Source organism: Pantoea sp. 9140, assembly GCF_000745295.1.
Lineage (GTDB): Bacteria > Pseudomonadota > Gammaproteobacteria > Enterobacterales > Enterobacteriaceae > Pantoea > Pantoea vagans.
Window position 1 is genome coordinate 2,434,345 of record NZ_JQNO01000001.1, and the last position, 19,600, is coordinate 2,453,944.

The window sequence follows — 19,600 nt, forward strand, 5'->3', positions numbered from 1 at the left end:
TATCAGATAGCACTGACAACCATAGGCATATACATGCTCATTGATAAACTAATACAAATAAGCATTAAGTTTTACAATATGACCTTTATTATTCCAGTCGATGATATCAACGCCGCGTAGCAACTTATCATCAAGCTTAAGTTCAAATTCAATGACTGATCTGTTGTGCTCAGCCAGCACAGAAAGCGCTTTAAATTCAAGCAACTTAGTATCGTTGAAGAGTTGTACCAACATGCTACGGATGTTTTCCTGACCAACCTTATGATTTCCAGGATCGGTCAGCGTCGCATTACGGTCGAACATTTCGACCACTTCATGTAAAGAGCGTGAATTAAAAGCAGCGATATATTTTTCTGTCAATTTCTTCACAGGCGGCAAAGCATTAGCATGTGATGATTCAAAGGCTTTTACAGCATGTGCATCATAGAAATTGTGATACACCGAATCACCAAGAGGACGCATTACTATCTTTTTGCCCTTCAATACCAATTCATTTAATGAAGAAGAGAGATAAAAATTATTATCGATAGAGTTATCTTTACGAATAAGCTCTTTAGCGGCTTCAATGAAATCAGAGCCTCGCTTGAAGTAGTAAAGCCCCGCAACAGCATTACGACTAATAGCATTTTTTTCTGCAGTCTGAACGACCAGACCATCTTCATTAGTCTTAACGAAAGACCATTTTGGATGGACAGATTCAAAGGTGAGGACACCAGCATCAGCCTCCAGACTTCTGAAATACTCCAGTACCTGCTGCAGATCATCATTAATGTAATGGTCGGCAGAAGAAATAATCAATTCATCATCGAGATTAATTTCGTCAATAGCCATCATGCTGCTGCAAACAGCGCCCTTGGTCATTCCCTGCAATGGAATGATAACCGCCTGAGGCGAGATCAGTTCAATAATGTTACCCAGCGCCAGCTTACTAAGCTTATCCGCAGGAACAACAAAAAGACTTTTATACTCTTCCGTCAACGTAGAGAAGATATCCTGAGAATACTCCAGCAGGGTACGGTTGTTAATTTCCGTCAGGATTTTTGGATAGATGAAGTCAGCACTGGTTTCATAAAGACTGGCTCCACTCATTGGAATAATAATATTTAACATGCCATTAAACCTCGCTCTCTACCAAAGAGATGAACCGTTTAATATTCGCATAATTAACATCATGCACGGTTTCAACTTCTAATACATGTGCCCCACTGGCTCTGGCCGCTTTGATTCCATTTTCGTTATCTTCAACAATGACACAGTCAGCAGGTTTCAGACCCAGCATTGAAATAGCTTTATTGTACATTTCCGGATCGGGTTTGCCTTTAACAACATCCTGGTTAGAAACGTAAAACTCCAGATATTGTGCAAGATGTGCACGTTCCATCATAACTTCGATCGAATGCTTGATAGAGTTTGAAGCGACGGCCATTTTATAACCATCTTTTTTCAACATGGACAGGGCATATTCATGATGGAACATGGGCTTACATTTGTTATTAACAATTTCCATGGTGTACTGCTGCTTCATTTCATTAATGAAACTATGGAGATTGGTTGATAAGCCTTTATCTTTACTTAACATGATAAGTTTATCTTTAGTAGGCAAACCATCATATGTGGTTAAATGCTCCTGTCGGGAGATGGTCAGTCCGAACAGATCAAGAGCAGTATTCAATGCCTCATAATGCCAATCTTTAGCATCGATAAGAACGCCGTCCATATCGAAAATAACAGCTTTAATATTAGTAGCCATTAAAAAACTCCATACATTCTTCAGGGTAATCGGTACAAATGATTAAATCAGATGAGGAAAGTAGTTTATCATTGAATTTTTTATATTTCTCCCACATTTCAAGGTGGTTCCTTTTATGTAACTCAGGAGAAACAATACAAACTTTTTTTCCATCGGAAAGGATTTTATGCACTAACTCTTCTTTAACAAGATCTTTTTCAAAGCCATCTAACCATACACCTTCAGAAATATCATAAAGTGCATTAAGGCTTTCGAATTCACTATACCTGACAAAAGCTTTTAAACCGTGCTTATAGTAAGCAAGAGAATCAGGCAACGCCATATCGAAAAAAAAGTAATTAGTAATGAGCATTTTCTCAAGAGTGTCTTTGACTTTCTCCTGAAGACCATCGGCTTTGACGTTCAACGCCAATGGGGGGTTAGTGCTGGTGTGCGTCTTATACAATTCAAGCATATGCTGGAATGTCATACATGATGCATCAGGTATATCATGACTGATTACGATTTCACCATTGAAGTCACGTAAGTCAGTTTCTGTGCCAAGATCAAGCTGAAACGAGCGAATGAAAGCTGTTTCAGTGTTTTTTTCTTGTAAAGACTTCCAGTAGCCACGATGAGAAATAACTATCATTTTTAACCTTCTCTACTTAATTAACTGATTGTAAATTTCAACAGCCTGAGTAGTCTCACCCTGATAAATGAGTTGTCCTTTTTCCATAACGAGGCATGCGTCACAGATATTTTCAACCTGATTAACATTGTGACTAACAAAGAAAATAGTTTTCCCACTCTCTTTGACTTCATTTATTTTATTCAGACATTTTGCCTGGAAATTCGCATCACCAACAGCTAAAGCTTCATCGATGACCAGGATTTCAGAATCCAGATGTACGCCAATAGAAAAGGCCAGTCTGACGTACATACCTGATGAATAATATTTCACCGGCTCATAAATGAAATCTCTGACTTCAGCAAATTCAATGATACTTTCAAGTTTTGTTTCTATTTCCTTACGGCTCATACCTAATATTGAACCGCTAAGAAAAATATTCTCGTAACCTGAGAGCTCATGATGAAATCCTGCACCGACTTCCAGCAGACAGGAAATAGAACCATCGACAGTTATTTTTCCGGAGCTGGGTGCAATGATCCGGGTCAAAAGTTTAAGCAGGGTAGACTTGCCAGCTCCATTTCGCCCCAGAACACCAACAGCCTGTCCAGGCGTAATAGAAAAGGAGACATCGTTTACAGCGCGGTAAATTTTTCCGGGTTGAGAACGCTTTTTGTTAAACGAAAAAAGCTCTTTAAGAGTACTATGCTGGTAGTTTCCAACATTGAATTCACGTGTAACAGATTCAAAGGTAATCATTCGTAATCCGCAATTAATCTATCATTTTTGATAAAGTAGTACACACCAAAGATGACTAAAACGATGGCAGTGATAAAGCTATACAATAATGTAGTAACATTAATGCTATTACCACCCAGCAAAGCCCAGCGGGATAGAGCAACAATACCCGTCATCGGGTTGAAGGAATAATATTGATGGAATTCCTTCGGTACTATTGTAAGTGTATAAACAACCGGAGAAGCAAAAAACAGAGCCTGCGTCGCTAAGGGAAGCACGTGGCGTAAATCACGGAAACGTAATTTTAAAATTGCCATGAAACACCCTACGCCACACCCGAGCATAAGTGTAATAACTATACAAGGAATAAGGAAAAGGAGGCGTGAAAAATCAAAATGTACACCATAGAAAATAGCGAGCGGAATAAAAACAATAAAAGCTATGACAAAATCAATAAAAGCCACAAAAACACTCGCTATGCATAGCGAAATTCTGGGGAAATAGACTTTTGTCAGAAGATGCATATTATTTATTATCGCATCACTCGCAGCCATCATGCTGGTAGCAAACAGGTTCCAGAAAAGGATACCGGAGATTAAAACAGCAGCATAAGGTGCATTATATTCTGGCGTTGGGACTTTAACCAGCAATCCAAACACGAACAGGTACAAAAGTATATTTACGCCTGGATTTATAATTGCCCACAAAATCCCTAAGCTAGTCTGTTTATAGCGAACATTAAAATCTCTTCGGATAAACTCCTTAATCAAATTCCTGGAGTCTAATACTTCCGCTAAAGTCGTCCTGCTTTGCGGAGTAGATACAAAACCTTTCATTAATTTCCTCTCTTTACAAATAAGCGATAAGCAATTTTACGCACATAAGGCAACTTAAGCAGTTGAGTCCTGAAAAAGAAATAGACCTTCATCAGCGTTATTTGCAGCAATCTTAAATGCCAGATTAATGGACGAGAACAATTCTGTTTTCTGATATATCTGGAATACAAATCAACCCAGTCGAAGGGTTGATAGAGACTGGACCAGCCTTTATTGAAGTAGACCTCTTTGTGTTTACGCCAGACAAATCCCAGCCTTGCTGAATCTAATGGCAGGAAATTATTAACGTAGATTTTCTCAGAGCGTTCCACCTCAGCCGCATTTCTTGAGAAATTTCCAGAAAACTCAAACCCTTTAATTGAACGTTCTAAATTTTTCACCCAGACATACTGTTCTGGTACAAAACGCATATAGCATGCATTCATCATGCTTTTGCAGTGCTGAAAAATGCTTTCATCAGCAAGTGGAATGTCGAAGAAACTTAAAACATCGTCTGTCAAACCAGCCACCATAATATCACCGGGGTGATAAAGAAAAGGAAGCTGGCTATAGGGATTACGAGCGAATAAGTTACAGTTGATTAGATGGCGACTAAAAACTGTATACTCATTCTGGCGTCGAATATCCTCTACAGACAAGAATTTATTTCCCAGGAAATAGTCACTCAGGCATGTAAGAATATTGTCATTATATAAGTAAGAATCTGTCCTCATTTTTATCGAATACTTTTTTGAAGCGCATCTCAAACCATTAAGGCTGGATACCAGCATTCGATTGACATTACTGACAACGTTCACGCCATCAACATTTTTAGATATCGATCCTACATCCTCATTGAAAAGAAATTTGATGCCAGGATAGGAAATCCTGAGGTTATCTTCAATGACATCATCTGCCTTCCATGTTGACACAATAATTTCTGCTTTCGGGAAATTATCTAATGTCAGGTTGAGATTAAAAATAAAGTCATTATCTAATTCGCGTGAGGAATTTAAAATCCCTCCCTGAATGATGATGGAAACTTCACTCTGTGAGATCAGATTATCAGGATGCATTGTCCACGTTACTTAGATTTCATGTCTTGATTCATTGTGAGGTTAATTCATACCATTCAATGTATTTTTTTAAACCATTCTCAAGACTTGTTTGAGGTGACCAGTTAAACTCTCGTTTAGCACGCGTAATATCCAGAGATATAGAATTAACAACTGATATATCGCTTTTCACTTTAACAGTATCGACAACAATACCATGCCGGTTGAAGCTCTCGATAATATCTAAAATAGAATATTTCGAATCCGAACCGACATTGAAGATTCTAACATCGCCTTCATAAGAAGCAGACTTTATAAAGCAATCATGAAGATCATCAATATAAATGTAATCGCGTGAAGCTGAACCATCTCCATAGATCTTTACAGGAGTATTCTTTTTATAGGAATCCATGATTGCAGGAATAAGCCCCTGCCCACCTTTGAATACCTGCCCGGGTCCATAGGGATTTGCAATCCGTAGCACCCGATAGTTCAACCCATAGTTACAGTGATAAACCTGAAGATATGATTCCTGAGCAAGTTTATTTGCTGCATAAATAGTTTTGGGCGAAAGAGCATGATCCTCACGACATTTCTCGCCACCAGTATCTCCATAAATTGTCCCACCGGATGAAGAGAAAATAAAAGTAACCTTACTGGCTACTAATTTTATATCTTCCAGGAAGCTGATAAATGGCAGGAGATTAGAGTTAACACTCTCAAGAGCACAACTCTGCGACTCTGCCGGGGAGAACCTGTTTGCAAGATAATAGACAACAGGATTATCATCCTGAGCAATTTTGCTAACAAAATCATCGTGCTGACATAGCGTTGCATCAATAAAGTCAGGCGTAAAGCCGTTAACTTCAGTGTTGCGGCTATAAAGAAACACCTGTTTCTTAAAACCCATTCTGCTCAAATAATTTAACAGAGACTGGCCAATGTAACCACGCCAGCCCACAATATATAGATTACTTGATAGCATAATAAAATTTTCTACCTATCGTAACGAGTGTATGGTGAAAAATAGGTGGAATAAACTTTAAAGAAATATCAAATATTTTACGCCCAACTCTTAACAGAAAATTGCGATAGCTAAAGAAGAGTGGATTGAAATGATACATTCCTGTTTTGAAATAAATGTTTGAGAGCCTGATAAATATGCTCTCTTTAGTTTTGGAGGGAACAGCATTAAGATCGCTTGCTTTAAAGTTATAAGCATCTTCTTCTGGGCCATCCCTGAAAGGAGCCATCTTAAAAGTATACGGCAGGACAGGAATCCATCCTTTCAGAAACTTCTTCCACTTCAAAGATACATCCCAGCTATTAATAATAAAAACGTGTGCTTTAAGCTTTTCAAGACTATCTTCAGCGGACTCTTTGATCACGCCCCCTCTCTTTTTTACAAAGTTTGTAAAAAGGCGAGATTCCGGCCAGTAATTATAGAAATCCTTCACATGGTTGTTTTTAACCAGTTCTCTGATAAGGAGAATATTGTCCATATGCGTTTCTCTGAAGAACTCAGCAGGGTAGTAATCTCTTAATACCTTGTAGTCACCAGCAAGCAACATATCGGATGGATGGTACCAGCGGTCTGCACGTGTATAGCAGTTAGTCGTGATCAACTTATCCTTAACATCAGATGAGAAGGTCTTCACCACTCTCATCAAGGACGTAAAGCTAACTGTCTGGTCCATCCTGACTTTGATGACAAACGCGCTCTCGTCTATAACGTCAAGTGCCGCATTAACCAGGTTAATCTGACGATTTATATTAAAAAAGCCGGGGTTAAAAACATCATCACAGCCTAATACCATAATGTTTTCACGAGTATTAAGATTTAGTTTTTTTAGAAGAACCAGAACTTTTTCTGCATCTTTTTTATATGTCGATATGATAACTTTCACATCGCCAATTTGTTTGTGAATTGCATTTAAGTTTTTTTCTAAAAAATCCTCTTCAAGAGGACCATGGATAATCACAGAAATCTTATTAACCATTATATTTATATCTCAACAGGTCAAGTTCATACATTAAGTCAATGCCAATACCCTTTTCAACCCGCGATGCGTCCTCTCTGAAGAAGACGACATCTTTGCAGGAGAAAAGTATTTCTGCAATCAATCTGGACGCTTTGACATGCTTACCGATAGAGACATCAGTGACATTGATGGTAATTTGTGAAAAGGCTTTTCTGGATTTATTGATATCCAGTACAGTCCCATAAGGATGATGATATGAGAACGCAGAAATAACATTTTTCTCGGGGAAATAATTTTTTTCCAGAATCACATCATCGAAATTATCAGAAGGCAAAATAATCATATATTCTGCTGCATTCACTAGTTGATAAGCCTCGTTGCTATCAATATGAATCTTTTTATCATCTAATAACAGGTATTCGAGTCGCGCATCATCTCTCATAGTAACGAAGAGGCATTTTTCGCGCAGAGGCCGGACAGGAGTCGATTTGATTTCAATATTTTCGTACTGGCTCACTCTGTTGATAATAGCACTCTCAAAGCTTACCAGTGTTTTTAGTGATTCACGCTGAACTTTTCTGATCTCTTCTTTTTCGTCACGACTCATACTGCTAAAACCTGTCAGCATCGCCTTGATAGAATCGACAGAGTTTTTCTCGAAGCAGAGTTTTTCAGCAGCGGGTCCGCTCATATCTGCGATGCCGCTAGTTTTACTTCCTGCCACAATCAGACCATAGTTGATGGCTTCTAACGCAGTGTTCGGGAAGTTTTCATAAGGCGAGGGAATGACGAACAGATCATAATTTTTATATTGCTTTTGCAATTCCTTATAAGGAATAAAATCATAAAAACTAAAGTTCTTTTTCAGTTCCAGTGGAATAAGCCCATAGCATGTATCCATATAATCACGGCGATCATAAAAATCATCTCCGCTGTTACCGATTAATGTCACATGCAGGTCATAACCCTCAACCATTAATTCGCAGGCCGCAAGTATCAGCAATTCCTGTTTTTTACGGAGCTCAAACCGACCCAGAGAAAGAATCTCAATAGTGCTATTATTAGCCCTGACTGGCGGGATAGCCTGTTCAGCTAGCGGATAATAAGATGGGCAGGTATGAACTTTGGTATCGTGTAAGACACTGAGATAATTGGCAAGGAAATGAGATGTTGAGAAATTAGCATCACTCAGAATTGATTGTGCTCTCTCATACTGATACATCTCAATCATCCACGGTGGTGCACACTCCATAAAATTAAGCGCTGTACCCCACTCCCAGACCTCACGAATGCCGGTATGATTATTCGTGATAAAACGACATGAATAATCCAGTCCCTCAAGCGCGCGCTTTGCAAGTGTGTAGCTTGCAAGACCGATGAAGTCGGTGACTTCAACAAAGTCAGGTTTTATCTGCGAAAGCACTTCGTCGACTGCTTTGGAATTTTTGAAAATGCTGAAGTTATCTTTTATTTTCCAGCATTTGATCGCTGGATCATCCAGATCGCTGCCATGCAAAAAAATCGTATGGACTTCGTATCCTAACTTACTGAATCCTTTTGCTGTATGTTCTATATAGGTAGCAATACCACCTTGTCCTTTGTAATAGCCACACTCATGACCAATAAGGCATATTTTTTTCTTGGCATTTGTCATACTTAAAAGTCCAGCGCTTTCTTCGAAACATCTAATGATAAAAATAATTTCAAATCAGAAGGAATACCTAAACCATACATTCCGTCTGCTTCAGCACCAATGTTATAGACACCAATGTTTGCATCTTCTTCACGATACATCCAGGTGTATACGGGTGCCACATAAAATTCACCGTTGGTACGCTCATTCAGTTCAATCATTTTATTGGCGTTACGACAAAAATCAGCGCCATGTTTGAAATTATAGATACCTACCGTTGCTTCTTCGGATACCACTTCCTTTTCAACAACACGAATAACCTTACCATCACTATTCAACTCAGCGTAAGACCATTTAGGATCGTTAGCTGACATAGTCATAATCAAACCTGACAGATTTTCATCATCCATATATTTCAGATAATCGTTAATATCGATATCAATCCACTGGTCAGAATTGGCAATCATTAACGGCTCATCATTATCAATAAACTCTTTCGCACATAATACAGTGCAGGCAGCCCCATCAGTAATGCCATCAATACCAACAATTTCACACCCAGGCGCCCATTCGTTGAGCTTTGTTGATAAATCATATTTCTCAATATGATCCTGCTGGCAAATAAAAATAAACTTGTGAGGCTGATTAGGTTTAAGATTATTAATAACAACTTCGATCATGCGTTTGTCGTTGAGGGGGATCAAAGGCTTAGGATCAGTATAACCTTCTTTAGCGAAACGACTGCCTCGACCTGCCATAGGAACAATGATGTTTAACATTTCATTCTGCCTTAAGATATTTATCATTTAATGCGCCGGGAACTTTTACCACTGTTGTCACAGTGTCTTCGAGTGCTTCGAAATTTGTGTACTCACCGGGAGAGATTTTAACGACCTCTCCTGCACTGATGAGATTACCGTTCATTAAAGCTTTACCACTGACAATCACAGTGATCTCTGTAGCGATTTTGTGGCAATGACTGGCTTCTTTATCACCGGCTTTGAAGTGCTGTACAGCGACTTCTACATCAGTTGTTTTATAAAGAGTAGGCTCAAAACCGCCAACAAACCAACCACGCACAAACTGGTCTACCTTTTTAATTTCCATAAGATTAACCCTAAAAATACCTATCCATAAAGCGGTGATTTCTTAACGAGGGATAAGTCGAGTACACAGGAAAATATGATGAAAAAGAGCACGCTACCGCCCTTAGCTATAGCTACTAAATGCTCATCAAAACTTCATCAATGCAGATCAAAAAACTTAACCTTCTGATATGTTTACTTTTTCCAATTTTTCCCGGTGAAAAAATGACAATCCAGGCACTACATGTCTCTGGAAAAAACCCCTTAATTCTAACACGGTAGCACCGTTCTTCGAAATATGGTGGGGTGATTGTGACGCGATCTTCTGAATAAATGTTGATGTATGGTATTGAACTCTTAATAAAATAAACAATGTTATTATTAACATTACACTAATACCGTTATAATAAATAAGCATGCTAACTATTCCTGAATCGTCCATATTGAGATGTGCTTAACTGGTCAAGGCTGGATTAACTCGTCATAATGATGAGTTATTGACATCAGTTTGGTACGGCATGAGATAATACAGCCGTGCAACAAAATGCTAATCTTCGGGAAAAGTATGAAAATTTTAGTTACTGGCGGTGCAGGTTTTATCGGGTCAGCTGTAGTGAGACTTCTCGTTGCTGATCAGGATAATGAAGTATTGGTTGTCGATGCTTTAACTTACGCGGGTAATCTTGATTCACTCAAAACGATTGAAAATTCCCCCGGATTTTCTTTCGTTGAAGCTGATATCTGCGATTATGATGCAATGAAAGCAGTGATAAGCTCTTTCAAGCCTAATGCAATCATGCACTTAGCTGCAGAAAGTCATGTTGATCGCTCGATTGATGGACCAGGCGCATTCATCCAGACCAATATCATTGGCACCTATAACCTGCTCGAAGCTTCACGCCTGTATTACAACCAGTTGAGTGATACCGATAAAGCGGGCTTCCGTTTTCATCACATTTCAACGGATGAAGTGTATGGTGATTTACACAACACTTCTGATTTGTTCACTGAGACCACGCCCTACTCGCCTAGCAGCCCCTATTCTGCATCCAAAGCGAGCAGTGACCATCTGGTGAGAGCATGGCATCGCACCTATAACCTTCCGGTTCTGGTGACAAACTGCTCTAACAATTATGGTCCTTATCATTTTCCGGAAAAATTGATCCCGCTGACTATTCTCAATGCTCTGCATGGTAAACCACTGCCGGTATACGGTAATGGCAGCCAGATTCGTGACTGGTTATATGTAGAAGATCACGCCAGAGCACTTCAGGAAGTCGTTAAAAAAGGCGTCATTGGTCAGACTTATAATATTGGCGGCCACAATGAGCAGACAAACCTGACGGTTGTCCAGACTATCTGTGACATTCTTGATGAGCTTTCCCCATCAAACCTTCCGGATGTCGGCAGCTACCGTGAATTGATCACGTTCGTTAAGGATCGTCCGGGCCATGATCTCCGCTATGCTATTGATGCCTCTAAGATTGAGCGTGAATTAGGCTGGGTTCCACAGGAGTCTTTTGCAACGGGCTTGCGCAAGACTATTCAGTGGTATCTCGAAAACGAATGGTGGTGGAAACGCGTTCAGGACGGGTCTTATCAGGGTCAGCGGTTGGGTTTAGAAAATAATTCAGGTGAGGATTTATAATGAAAGGTATCGTTCTTGCCGGGGGTTCTGGCACTCGTTTATACCCAATCACTAAAGGTGTATCTAAGCAGCTGCTGCCTGTATACGATAAGCCTATGATTTACTATCCGGTTTCAGTGCTCATGCTGGCCGGTATCAGGGATATACTGATTATTACTACACCTGATGATCACGCTTCCTTTGTCAGGCTGATGGGTGACGGTAGCCAGTTCGGTATTAACCTCAGTTATGCTATTCAGGCGAGTCCCGATGGCCTTGCTCAGGCTTTCATTATCGGTGAAAAATTCATCAATAACGAAAGTTGTGCATTAGTGCTGGGTGATAATATTTTCTTTGGTCAGGGATTTGCCCCGGTTCTGGCACGCACGTCTGCGAATACTAACGGCGCTACCGTGTTTGGTTATCAGGTTAAAGATCCTGAGCGTTTTGGTGTCGTCGAGTTTGATGAGAACTTTAAAGCCTTATCACTGGAAGAAAAACCTGCCCAACCAAAATCCAACTGGGCGATTACAGGTTTATACTTCTACGATAACAACGTTACGGATTATGCGCGTACCTTAAAACCTTCGCACCGTGGTGAGCTGGAAATCACTGACCTTAACCGTCTATATTTAGAGCAAAATACGCTGAATGTGGAACTTCTGGGTCGTGGTTTTGCCTGGCTTGATACGGGTACACATGACAGCCTGATCGAAGCTTCTCAGTTCATTCATACAATTGAAAAACGGCAGGGTTTCAAAGTTGCCTGTCTTGAAGAAATCTCCTTCAAAAACGGCTGGCTTTCGAGCCAGGATGTTTATAATGAAGGTCAGAAATTATCTAAGACAGAATACGGTCAGTATCTTATGGGATTGGTAAAATAATCTTCAGGCGGGGCTTCCCGCCATAATCCCTTATAAGTGGTGATGAGTATGGTAAAAAAAGGCAAACTCAATATCGAAATTGAGTACCTGAGATTTTTTGCAATAATTGCTGTTCTTCTTGAGCATTTGCCCACCCTGTATATCTGGAGCAAGCATCAATTACTTCAAAATATCAACAAGTACGTTGAGTTCTGGCCTGGTGTTGATCTTTTCTTTGCCATTTCTGGCTATCTGATTGCGACTAATCTTCTCACTCATCTGGACAGTAAACAATCAGCTACTCAAATATTCAGACACGCGATTATTCCTTTTTTTGTTAAAAGAATATACAGGTTACTGCCAGCATCATGGTTCTGGATGTTTGTTGTCCTGTTTTTTTCAGCCTTCTATAATGTTACTCACGCATTTGGAGAATTCAGGCATAATATTATTTATTGCATCACCATTATTACATTTTCATTCAATGTTTTTTCCGGTTACCTTCTTGAGCAAGGTTACCTGCCAACTTATGGCCCTTACTGGTCGTTATCGCTGGAAGAGCAGTTCTATTTTGTAGCACCTTTCATTCTTCTTTTCATGAGAACGGGCTGGAAGGTAATCACATTCTCACTCATCGCTGTTTTCCTGCTCTATATTGTTCAGCAAGGTGACTGGAGTCCTAACTTCCGCTATCACGGCCTTATTTTTGGTGTTCTCTTAGCCATGCTGAAGCTGTCGCTGGGTAATAAAATCAAACCCATTATTTTAGGGCAATGGTATATACGCTATCTGGTGAATTTTTTCCTGCTTTTTTCGCTTTTCGCCATTCCAGCTGCATTCAAAGGTTCTGTTTACCTATTCGGCTCTTTAGCACTGACTTCTGCATTGCTGGTCTATATAGCTTCCTGGGACAGAGGCTATTTTATGGCACCCGAAAGTGAAGGGATTGTGTCTCGTACAATGAGCTGGATTGCGTCCCGATCCTACAGTATCTATCTGGCACATATGCCTGTGATCTATTTAGTACAGGAATCAACAGTACGTATCATGGTTCATTACGGTTTTGCCGCTGGGGATTCCTACCTGCGATCTCTGTGGATGACGATAATTGCTGTAGGACTGATTTTTATTTCATCTGAATTGAGCTATCGCTACCTGGAAGTGCCATTACGAAATAAAGGCCGGAAAGTAGCCCGCAAGTATGAAGTCGCCGCCTGATGATTTTCAGGTATTGCCACTCGTCCCAGCAACATCCATGAATTTATGGCATAAAAAAGGCGAACCTGAGTTCGCCTTTTTTTCAACTACCGAAACCCATCCGGGTTCTTGCTCTGCCAGTTCCACGTATCACGCATCATCTCATCGATGCCGCGCGTCACGCGCCAGTCGAGCTCACTGTTCGCCAGTGACGCATCGGCCCAGAACGCAGGCAGGTCGCCGTCACGGCGTAGCTTGATTTCAAACGGAATCGCCTTGCCGGAAGCCTTCTCGAACGCTTTGATCATCTCCAGCACGGAGAAGCCTTTGCCGCCGCCCAGGTTAAAGGCGGTGTAGCCTTCCACTTTGCTCAGATGGTCCAGCGCTTTCAGGTGGCCTTCCGCCAGGTCAACCACATGGATGTAGTCACGCAGACAGGTACCGTCTGGCGTATCGTAATCGCCGCCAAACACGCCCAGCTTCTCCAGACGACCAATCGCGACCTGCGCGATGTAGGGCAGCAGGTTGTTCGGGATGCCGGTCGGGTCTTCACCGATTTCGCCAGACTCGTGTGCGCCAACCGGGTTGAAGTAACGCAGGGCAATCGCCTTAAACTTCGGTTCTGCTTTGGCGAAGTCGCGCATGACGAATTCGGTCATCAGCTTTGAGGTGCCGTAAGGGCTGGTCGTGCCACCGATTGGGGTAGTCTCAACGTAAGGAACTGGCGCATCAGCGCCATAAACGGTCGCTGATGAGCTGAAGATAAAGTTCCACACGCCGGCATTACGCATCTCTTCCAGCAGCACCACGGTGCCCGCGACGTTGTTCTCGTAGTACTCCAGCGGCATGCGGGTCGACTCACCTACGGCTTTAAGCGCTGCAAAATGGATCACCGCTGAAATGCTGTTAGCAGCAAACAGGTCACGCAGACAGGCACGGTCACGGATATCGCCTTCAACGAAGGTCGCTTTTTTACCCGCCAGTTTCTCAACGCGGTTAATCGCTTCGCGTGAGGCATTGCAGAGGTTATCCAGAACCACAACATCATCACCGCGCTGCAACAGCGCCAGTACCGTATGGGAGCCGATATAGCCTGCTCCACCCGTTACTAAAATTGCCATGTGAGCTCCTTTCAATCTGCCGCGCAGGACGCGGCGATTTAATTACTTTTGTTTTGCGAGAATCGTCTGGATAGCTTCGCGGAAATCGCGACCCTGCGCGTTGTTGCGCAGTCCGTAAGAGACGAACGCCTGCATGTAACCCAGTTTACGACCGCAGTCGAAACTGTGACCGGTCAGCAGCGAAACATCAACGGTTTTATGCTTGCTCAGGCTGGCGATCGCATCTGTCAGCTGGATACGGCCCCACGCGCCTGGTTCAGTGCGCTCCAGTTCTGCCCAGATATCAGCAGAAAGGACATAGCGGCCTACCGCAGCCAGGTCAGAGCTCAGTCCGGCTGTATCTTCAGGCTTCTCAACGAAATCGGTGATGGTGCTGATGTCGCCTGGGTGATCGATCGGCTCGTCCGTGGTGATCACAGAGTACTCTGAGAGATCGGACGCCGGCATATGCTGCGCCAGGACCTGGCTGTGGCCGGTCTCTTCAAAACGGGCAACCATCGCTGCGAGGTTATAACGCATGTGGTCAGCGGTAGAGTCATCCAGCAGGACGTCCGGCAGCACGACAACGAAAGGGTTATCACCGATCATCGGACGGGCACAGAGAATGGAGTGACCCAGACCCAGCGGCTGCGCCTGGCGCACGTTCATGATGGTGACGCCTGGCGGGCAGATAGACTGCACTTCACTCAGCAGCTGACGCTTCACGCGCGCTTCAAGCAGCGCTTCCAGTTCATAGGTGGTGTCGAAGTGGTTCTCAACGGCATTTTTCGATGCATGCGTGACCAGCACAATCTCTTTAATACCTGCGGCAACACACTCGTCAATGATGTACTGGATCATCGGTTTGTCGACGACAGGCAGCATCTCTTTCGGAATGGCTTTAGTCGCAGGGAGCATATGCATACCGAGGCCCGCAACCGGGATTACTGCTTTAAGCTTGGTCATATTTATTCCGTTTAATAAAATGAAGATGTGGGTCGATTATGCAGGATCGGCCGGAAGAGCAAGTATAATCTTTATCTGAAAAGCGGACAGTAACTCTCTGTCATAACTTGGAAATTCGGCATTTTGCCCATTGCCAGCGACACCATAAACTGAACAAAGACAATCAGTAATCGAATATTGCCACTGTGATCCGGAGCACTCTTCGTTGCAGGGCTGAGACCAGCCATAAATGAAAACGGGCGACCCTGAGGCCGCCCGTTGATATATCTGTGTGGTGATTACAGCCAGCCTTCAAACCACTCTGGCATCACGAACAGATTAAAGTGATTGACCAGCATCATCACGCCAACAAATACCACCGAAACTGCCACCCACTGCCGGGCATACGGGATAAACCGAATGCCAATCACCGGCCTGATGAAGAACGGATGCGCCAGTGCCGAGATCAGGATCTGCGAGATAGAGAGCGTCAGGGCGACGTAGAGCACGTTCGGCCAGATAAAGGTGGTCGCCAGCACCGCCAGAACCACAATACTCGCCACGATGTTCCAGTAGAACTCCACGTTAGTGCGTCCGTTGGCCTGCGAAATCGCCCCGGTCAGTCCGCCCATTGGCCGCAGCATGCCAAACAGCAGCATCAGCGGGATCAGGTGATAGACCTGCTCATGTGACGCGCCATAAAGCACACGCACAATAACCGGCGAGAAGATACCAATAGCCAGATACATGGCGCTGCTGAACAGCATGATCCCCAGCGTACCTTTCAGGAACAGCTTTTTCAGTTGCTCGGCATCGTGCTGTTTCTCAGCAAAGCGCGGCAGTGCCAGACGGTTAATCACCGGCGTGACCAGCTTCAGCGGTTGCAGCACCAGCTCTTTCGCCAGTGAGTAAACGCCCAGCATCTCTGCGCCCATGACTTTACCGACCACCAGCGCATCGGCCTGGGTACGCAGCTGGTTAATGGTCTGCGAACCGAGCTGATAGCTGCCGTACCGAATCGCCCCGAAGAAGGTCGCTTTGTCGAACTCCCAGGTCGGACGCCATGACTTCTCACCCAGCGCAATCATACAGAGGATGCGGGTAAAGGCGTTGATGAACAGACCCAGAATCGCTGCCGCCACCGTCAGCGACGTGAACTCCAGCATCGCGACCACACAGAGGAAGGCAAACAGCTTGGTACCCATCTCAATCTTCGCCAGCGAGACCATCCGCTTGGTTTTGATGTAGTGCGCCTGATACTGCGACAGATGACCCAGCACCAGGAAGTTCAGGCTGGTCAGCATGATCAGCCCGGTCAGCTCCGGCAGGTGATAGAACCAGGAGACCGGGAAGGCGATCAGCAACATGATCAACCCGGTACACAGGCTGAGAGAGACGTTCACCCAATAGATGGTGCTCTGCTCACGACGGGTAATGTTCTGGCGATGCACCAGATAACTGCTCATCCCCATATCCTGCAGCACACCCGCCACCGCCAGGATGGCGTTGATGATGGCTAACAGCCCCAGCTCGTGGGTTTCCAGTTTGCGGGCGAGAAAGCTCAGCTGTGCAACCTGCAGCACCGCGGAAAAGCAGGTGCTGCCAAACAGCCAAATCGCCTGTGACTTAAATCCACTCACACCAGTCGCTCCAGAATCTGTGCCAGTTCGCCATAGGCGATATGCTGATTAAATTCAGTCTCAACTTTGTGACGTGCGGCTGCGACGACCGGCGCCACATCCACTTCACCCTGAGACAGTTTCAGCAGCGTTTCCGCCAGCGCTTCAGGATCGTCCTCTTCCACCAGCCAGCCAGACACGGTGTTCTCAATCAGCTCCGGAATGCCGCTGTGGAAGGTAGAGACCACCGGCAATCCGACTGCCATCGCCTCCATCAGCGCGACCGGGATCCCTTCCATATCGCCATCTGCGGCGGTTTTGGACGGCAGCAGGAAGATGTCTGCCTGGCTCAGCGCACGACGGATTTCCTCCTGCGGCTTAAAGCCCGGCATGCTGACACAATCTTCCATCCCCTCGCGGGCGATGAAATCACGCATCATCTCATCCTGATCGCCGTTGCCAATAATGGTGTACTGAAACTGACCGCCACGCTGCTTCAGGATGGCGCTGGCTTTCACCGCCACATCCAGGCCTTTTTTCTCGGTCAGACGCGCCACCGATACGATACGCAGCGGCGTATGGAACGCCTGGCGCGGCTGGAAGTTAAACTTCTCCGGCTCAATGCCCATACGCGTCACGTGAATTTTCTCCGGCGGGCAGCCCATCTCAATCAGCTTGTTCTCCCACAGATGGCTGATAGGCAGCATCAGCTCACTCTGGCGGAACAGATTCACGTAGTCGAGTTTGTGCTCTTCCAGAATGTGACGACGGGAGATATCAGCGCCGTGAAAGACGGTCGCCTGTTTACCCTTAAGCACACCCAGTTCTCGTAGCTTGTTCGCCAGTGCACCGGCATAGCCGAAATGCACCAGAAACACATCTGCGGTAAAGGTCTGCTTAGCATTCGCCACAATCGACGGCAGCAGCAGTTTGCTGGACTGCGCGCCATAACGGCGCACATTCAGCGAACGCAGCAGCGACGGCTTCGTCACTTTTGGCAGCACCAGCTTGATACGCTGGTTGAGCTTATCGACAATTGAGATCTTCTCTTCCGGCAGCAGATAGTGGGTCTTCGCGGCCAGACCATACTCATCAAACGCCGCATGCCGGTTCACTAAATCGCCGGGAAAGACTGAAATAATCTCCACCTCGTAACCGGCATCAATAAAATGGGTCACCTGATTTAGTACGAATGTCTCAGAGGCAACCGGGAAACGCATGGTGAAAAAAGTCAGTTTCATCACATTACCCTAATACTTTGAGAATCTCTTCAGTGATCCGGTTGCCAATTTCCCTTTCATTCGCAACGGCCGTGTCGACCTTAAGCTTGATGTTGTCGTAGTCGGCAAGAACGGTTTTCACCTTGTCGATCAGCGAGCCGTCCATCAGGCTTTTCACATCGGTTGCCATCTGCGGCAGACCAAGCTGGTTCATCACACCCATCGACTTGTGCTCATAGTTGATCGCCACAGCCGGGGTGCCAAAGTTCATGGAGATAATCGCCGAGTGCAGGCGGGTACCGATAGTCAGATGGCAGTGACTTAACAGGATGCCCAGTTCCAGGTCATTAAACTCGTCCATGATGACATGGTAATGTTCTGGCTGTGCCACGTGGTCACGCAGCGTCAGCGCCACCATGCGGTCATCTTTGGCATAGCTGTCGATGCCGGTACAGGTGGAGAACGCCACAACCTGATAGCCTTCAGCAATCATCGCATTAATTACCCGACCAAAGGCGGCTTCATACTCTTTCTGCGTCACGCCCAGACGTTTATCAAACGGTGCCAGTTCACGCACGGTGATCGCGATGGTTTTACGGCCATCGATAATGCCCTGCCAGTAGCGCAGGTTGTGGCTCGGATTTTCGACTTCACGCGCACGTACCAGGAATGCAGTATCCACACCGGACGCCACTTTAGAGCTGGTCACGCCGTCGCGCTTCATCAGATCAAGGCTGACTGATTCACGCAGTACCAGGCTGTCGACCCGATCAAAGACAAAGTTCGCCAGCGCATTGACGCGCGGGTTCTGGAAAGGTCCCACTGAGTGGCCGATCAGGTAGATCGGCTTTTTTGCCATCAGCGCACAGAGCGCATGGTCAAACTGTGTCACGCCATAGAGATCGACGAAGAAGGATCCGCCAACCTGAATAATCGCATCATATTTTGCCAGGCTTTCGGTAAAGGCCTTCAGGTGCGGCGGCACAGAGAATGACTTAAAGATCCCGCCCTTGCCCAGATGCGCCATCATGATATCGGGCATCAAACGGTTCGCCACTTTACGCTTAAACGAACCGACCAGACCTTTACCTGATTTGCTGTTGTGCAGATACAGCGCATCCTGCTGAATATCCTGCTGGAGCAGATAACCGGAGCTGGTTGGATAACGGCTAATAACATCAATGTCTAAATCACTGCGTGCAGACTTCATCGAATCGATCAGTCCACGAAGAATCGCGCCATCCCCGCGATTCCCACACGTATGGTTACCCACCAATAAAATTTTCATAACAACTCCGAATAAATTTTTTTAATTCTGTAAGCCGCCCAGATCCGAAATGGGCAAAATGAACTCTGTTTAA

General features: G+C 44.5%; 19 protein-coding genes. 3 read left to right on the plus strand and 16 right to left on the minus strand.

Annotated features, from left to right (window positions below):
• Positions 1-48: 48 nt before the first annotated feature.
• Genes FA92_RS11455 through FA92_RS11505 form a run of 11 tightly spaced genes read right to left on the minus strand, consistent with a single transcriptional unit; the run spans position 49 to position 9,690 of the window.
• Positions 49-1,110, minus strand: coding sequence for a nuclear transport factor 2 family protein (locus FA92_RS11455; RefSeq protein WP_033783639.1), 1,062 nt, complete (start codon positions 1,108-1,110; stop codon positions 49-51).
• Between the two features lie 4 nt (positions 1,111-1,114).
• Complete coding sequence (locus FA92_RS11460; RefSeq protein WP_033783640.1) at positions 1,115-1,750, minus strand: HAD family phosphatase; 636 nt, start codon at positions 1,748-1,750, stop codon at positions 1,115-1,117.
• Positions 1,740-2,381, minus strand: coding sequence for a hypothetical protein (locus FA92_RS11465; protein WP_033783641.1), 642 nt, complete (start codon positions 2,379-2,381; stop codon positions 1,740-1,742). Before FA92_RS11465 ends, FA92_RS11460 begins: the two co-directional genes overlap by 11 nt.
• A gap of 12 nt (positions 2,382-2,393) precedes the next feature.
• Positions 2,394-3,119, minus strand: a complete 726-nt coding sequence (locus FA92_RS11470) for an ABC transporter ATP-binding protein (RefSeq protein WP_033783642.1) — start codon at positions 3,117-3,119, stop codon at positions 2,394-2,396.
• Positions 3,116-3,934, minus strand: a complete 819-nt coding sequence (locus tag FA92_RS11475) for an ABC transporter permease (RefSeq protein ID WP_033783643.1) — start codon at positions 3,932-3,934, stop codon at positions 3,116-3,118. Before FA92_RS11475 ends, FA92_RS11470 begins: the two co-directional genes overlap by 4 nt.
• Entirely contained in the window at positions 3,934-4,989 is a 1,056-nt protein-coding gene (locus FA92_RS11480; protein WP_033783645.1) for a WavE lipopolysaccharide synthesis family protein, read from the minus strand. Before FA92_RS11480 ends, FA92_RS11475 begins: the two co-directional genes overlap by 1 nt.
• A 31-nt stretch (positions 4,990-5,020) precedes the next feature.
• A complete protein-coding gene (locus tag FA92_RS11485; protein WP_072008975.1) occupies positions 5,021-5,953 on the minus strand; it encodes an NAD-dependent epimerase/dehydratase family protein in 933 nt (310 codons plus the stop codon).
• Complete coding sequence (locus tag FA92_RS11490; RefSeq protein WP_033783647.1) at positions 5,940-6,968, minus strand: hypothetical protein; 1,029 nt, start codon at positions 6,966-6,968, stop codon at positions 5,940-5,942. The genes FA92_RS11485 and FA92_RS11490 overlap by 14 nt, the downstream gene beginning before the upstream one ends.
• The gene (locus tag FA92_RS11495; RefSeq protein WP_033783648.1) at positions 6,961-8,604 is read right to left on the minus strand and encodes a glycosyltransferase; all 1,644 of its coding nucleotides are present in this window, start codon (positions 8,602-8,604) and stop codon (positions 6,961-6,963) included. Before FA92_RS11495 ends, FA92_RS11490 begins: the two co-directional genes overlap by 8 nt.
• Positions 8,605-8,606: 2 nt before the next feature.
• Positions 8,607-9,362, minus strand: coding sequence for a glycosyltransferase family 2 protein (locus tag FA92_RS11500; protein WP_033783649.1), 756 nt, complete (start codon positions 9,360-9,362; stop codon positions 8,607-8,609).
• A 1-nt stretch (position 9,363) separates the two neighbouring features.
• A complete protein-coding gene (locus tag FA92_RS11505; RefSeq protein ID WP_033783650.1) occupies positions 9,364-9,690 on the minus strand; it encodes a hypothetical protein in 327 nt (108 codons plus the stop codon).
• A 543-nt stretch (positions 9,691-10,233) separates the two neighbouring features.
• Between FA92_RS11505 and rfbB the strand changes: the two genes are divergently transcribed.
• The 3 genes from rfbB to FA92_RS11520 are packed head-to-tail and all read left to right on the plus strand — an operon-like array spanning position 10,234 to position 13,376.
• Entirely contained in the window at positions 10,234-11,316 is a 1,083-nt protein-coding gene (rfbB, locus tag FA92_RS11510; protein WP_033783651.1) for a dTDP-glucose 4,6-dehydratase, read from the plus strand.
• Positions 11,316-12,179 carry a glucose-1-phosphate thymidylyltransferase RfbA gene (rfbA, locus tag FA92_RS11515; protein WP_033783653.1) on the plus strand — a complete coding sequence of 288 codons (864 nt, stop codon included), beginning with the start codon at positions 11,316-11,318 and terminating at the stop codon, positions 12,177-12,179. Before rfbB ends, rfbA begins: the two co-directional genes overlap by 1 nt.
• Positions 12,180-12,227: 48 nt before the next feature.
• Complete coding sequence (locus tag FA92_RS11520; protein WP_159053832.1) at positions 12,228-13,376, plus strand: acyltransferase; 1,149 nt, start codon at positions 12,228-12,230, stop codon at positions 13,374-13,376.
• A gap of 86 nt (positions 13,377-13,462) precedes the next feature.
• On the opposite strand, the gene galE is transcribed toward FA92_RS11520, so the two are convergent.
• The 5 genes from galE to wcaK all read right to left on the minus strand — a co-directional run bounded on the left by galE (position 13,463) and on the right by wcaK (position 19,527).
• Positions 13,463-14,476 (minus strand): UDP-glucose 4-epimerase GalE, encoded by a 1,014-nt coding sequence (gene galE / locus FA92_RS11525; RefSeq protein ID WP_033783655.1) that lies wholly within the window; start codon positions 14,474-14,476, stop codon positions 13,463-13,465.
• Between the two features lie 42 nt (positions 14,477-14,518).
• Positions 14,519-15,421, minus strand: a complete 903-nt coding sequence (gene galF, locus FA92_RS11530) for a UTP--glucose-1-phosphate uridylyltransferase GalF (RefSeq protein ID WP_033783656.1) — start codon at positions 15,419-15,421, stop codon at positions 14,519-14,521.
• 278 nt (positions 15,422-15,699) lie between these two features.
• Entirely contained in the window at positions 15,700-17,040 is a 1,341-nt protein-coding gene (locus FA92_RS11535; RefSeq protein WP_033783657.1) for a lipopolysaccharide biosynthesis protein, read from the minus strand.
• Positions 17,037-18,260: a glycosyltransferase gene (locus tag FA92_RS11540; RefSeq protein ID WP_033783658.1), complete on the minus strand. Its 1,224-nt coding sequence runs from the start codon at positions 18,258-18,260 to the stop codon at positions 17,037-17,039. Before FA92_RS11540 ends, FA92_RS11535 begins: the two co-directional genes overlap by 4 nt.
• Positions 18,261-18,264: 4 nt before the next feature.
• A complete protein-coding gene (gene wcaK, locus FA92_RS11545) occupies positions 18,265-19,527 on the minus strand; it encodes a colanic acid biosynthesis pyruvyl transferase WcaK (protein ID WP_013358458.1) in 1,263 nt (420 codons plus the stop codon).
• Positions 19,528-19,600: the final 73 nt, after the last annotated feature.

Coding starts and splice junctions, on each gene's coding strand:
- FA92_RS11455 (WP_033783639.1), bottom strand. CDS start 1,110: ATGTTAAATATTATTATTCCAATGAGTGGAGCCAGTCTTTATGAAACC.
- FA92_RS11460 (WP_033783640.1), bottom strand. CDS start 1,750: ATGGCTACTAATATTAAAGCTGTTATTTTCGATATGGACGGCGTTCTT.
- FA92_RS11465 (WP_033783641.1), bottom strand. CDS start 2,381: ATGATAGTTATTTCTCATCGTGGCTACTGGAAGTCTTTACAAGAAAAA.
- FA92_RS11470 (WP_033783642.1), bottom strand. CDS start 3,119: ATGATTACCTTTGAATCTGTTACACGTGAATTCAATGTTGGAAACTAC.
- FA92_RS11475 (WP_033783643.1), bottom strand. CDS start 3,934: ATGAAAGGTTTTGTATCTACTCCGCAAAGCAGGACGACTTTAGCGGAA.
- FA92_RS11480 (WP_033783645.1), bottom strand. CDS start 4,989: ATGCATCCTGATAATCTGATCTCACAGAGTGAAGTTTCCATCATCATT.
- FA92_RS11485 (WP_072008975.1), bottom strand. CDS start 5,953: ATGCTATCAAGTAATCTATATATTGTGGGCTGGCGTGGTTACATTGGC.
- FA92_RS11490 (WP_033783647.1), bottom strand. CDS start 6,968: ATGGTTAATAAGATTTCTGTGATTATCCATGGTCCTCTTGAAGAGGAT.
- FA92_RS11495 (WP_033783648.1), bottom strand. CDS start 8,604: ATGACAAATGCCAAGAAAAAAATATGCCTTATTGGTCATGAGTGTGGC.
- FA92_RS11500 (WP_033783649.1), bottom strand. CDS start 9,362: ATGTTAAACATCATTGTTCCTATGGCAGGTCGAGGCAGTCGTTTCGCT.
- FA92_RS11505 (WP_033783650.1), bottom strand. CDS start 9,690: ATGGAAATTAAAAAGGTAGACCAGTTTGTGCGTGGTTGGTTTGTTGGC.
- rfbB (WP_033783651.1), top strand. CDS start 10,234: ATGAAAATTTTAGTTACTGGCGGTGCAGGTTTTATCGGGTCAGCTGTA.
- rfbA (WP_033783653.1), top strand. CDS start 11,316: ATGAAAGGTATCGTTCTTGCCGGGGGTTCTGGCACTCGTTTATACCCA.
- FA92_RS11520 (WP_159053832.1), top strand. CDS start 12,228: ATGGTAAAAAAAGGCAAACTCAATATCGAAATTGAGTACCTGAGATTT.
- galE (WP_033783655.1), bottom strand. CDS start 14,476: ATGGCAATTTTAGTAACGGGTGGAGCAGGCTATATCGGCTCCCATACG.
- galF (WP_033783656.1), bottom strand. CDS start 15,421: ATGACCAAGCTTAAAGCAGTAATCCCGGTTGCGGGCCTCGGTATGCAT.
- FA92_RS11540 (WP_033783658.1), bottom strand. CDS start 18,260: ATGAAACTGACTTTTTTCACCATGCGTTTCCCGGTTGCCTCTGAGACA.
- wcaK (WP_013358458.1), bottom strand. CDS start 19,527: ATGAAAATTTTATTGGTGGGTAACCATACGTGTGGGAATCGCGGGGAT.